Genomic DNA, 1,465 nt, shown 5'->3' with positions numbered 1-1,465 from the left:
AGCATGACCGGATAGTTGCGGATGAAGCTGCGGGCGATGTTCACCCGCTGCTGCTCGCCGCCGGAGAAGGTGGCCGGCGGCAGGTCCCAGTGAGCCCGCGGCAGGCGCAGGGCCGAGAGCAGGGTTTCGGCCCGGTCCTGCGCCTCCTGCGGATCGACGCCGTTCTCGAGGAGCGGTTCCATGACCAGGTGCAGGGTGGAGATGCGCGGGATCACCCGGAGGAACTGGCTGACATAGCCGAGCGTCCGGCGGCGAACGTCCAGGACCTGGTGCGGCAGGGCCTGGGTGATGTCGACATAGGCGCCGTCGTGCAGCACGCGCACCGAGCCCTGGGTCGGCAGATAGTTGCCGTAGATCGAGCGCATCAGGGTGGACTTGCCCACCCCGGACTCCCCGGCCAGGACCACGCATTCGCCGGGGGAAACCTCCAGGCTCAGGCGCTCGAAGACCGGGATGGCGGCGGAGTCGGCGTTGTGCAGGACGAAGGTCTTGGCCAGGTCCTCGACGACGATCAGCGGAAGGGTGCTCATGGGGGACCTAGATCTGCAGGACGGAGGAGACGAGGAGCTGGGTGTAGGGGTGCTGGGGATCGTCCAGCACCTGGTCGGTGAGGCCGGTCTCCACGACGAAGCCGCTCTTCATGACCAGCAGGCGGTCAGCCATCAGACGGGCCACGGCCATGTCGTGGGTGACGATGATCACGGCCAGGCCCAGGTCGCGGACCAGCTCGCGCAGCAGGTCCAGCAGGCGGGCCTGGACCGAGACGTCGAGGCCGCCGGTGGGCTCATCCATGAACACCAGGCGCGGGCCGTGGATCAGGTTGCGGGCCACCTGGATCCGCTGCTGCATGCCGCCGGAGAAGTTGCGGGGCTTGTCGTCGATACGGCGGGTGTCCAGCTCCACGCGCTCCAGCCACTCGATGGTGGCCTTGCGCATGCGGCCGAAGTGTCGGTCGCCCATGTTCATCAGCGGCTCGGCGACGTTGGCGCCGCCCGAGACCCGCATGCGCAGGCCGTCGCGGGGGTTCTGGTGCACGAAGCCCCATTCCTCGCGCTGCATGCGCCGGCGGTCGGGTTCGTTCAGGGCGTAGATGTCGGTCAGGCCGAAAAGCCGGGTGTCGAACTCCACCTTGCCGGCCGAGGGCGGCAGCTTGCCCGAGATGGCGTTGAGCAGGGTGGTCTTGCCCGACCCGCTCTCGCCGACGATGCCGAGGACTTCGCCGGGGCGCAGTTCGAAGGCGACGTCCCGGCAGCCCACCACGTGGCCGTAGGACTTGGTGAGGTTGGTGACCCGCAGCAGCGGGGCGGCCTGGGTCATGCCCGAGGCCGGCTTGGTCAGTACGGCGGCGTCCATCAGGCCGGTTCCTTGTCGAGGGCGGCGAGTTGGTGGCCCGCCATGGGGCCGGCATGGCCGGCGGCGCGGCGCTCGGCGCAGAAGTGGCTGTCAGAGCAGACGAACATCCGCT

At 69.1% G+C, this 1,465-nt stretch carries 2 protein-coding genes; both read right to left on the bottom strand.

Translation table 11 applies throughout. The annotated features are described in order from the left end of the window. On the bottom strand, positions 1–530 hold a 530-nt coding region (locus Q7T09_RS19730; RefSeq protein WP_304701914.1), incomplete at its 3' end, for a phosphonate C-P lyase system protein PhnL. A 7-nt stretch (positions 531–537) separates the two neighbouring features. After that, on the bottom strand, positions 538–1,353 hold the full coding sequence (gene phnK, locus Q7T09_RS19725; RefSeq protein WP_304701912.1) for a phosphonate C-P lyase system protein PhnK: 816 nt from the start codon (positions 1,351–1,353) through the stop codon (positions 538–540). Positions 1,354–1,465 lie beyond the last annotated feature (112 nt).

The organism is Phenylobacterium sp. (assembly GCF_030645195.1).
Classification (GTDB): domain Bacteria; phylum Pseudomonadota; class Alphaproteobacteria; order Caulobacterales; family Caulobacteraceae; genus Phenylobacterium.
This window is presented reverse-complemented; position numbering and strand designations above follow the sequence as displayed.

Bases quoted from the DNA above. Each gene is read 5' to 3' on its own strand.
- phnK (WP_304701912.1), bottom strand. From the start codon at position 1,353: ATGGACGCCGCCGTACTGACCAAGCCGGCCTCGGGCATGACCCAGGCC.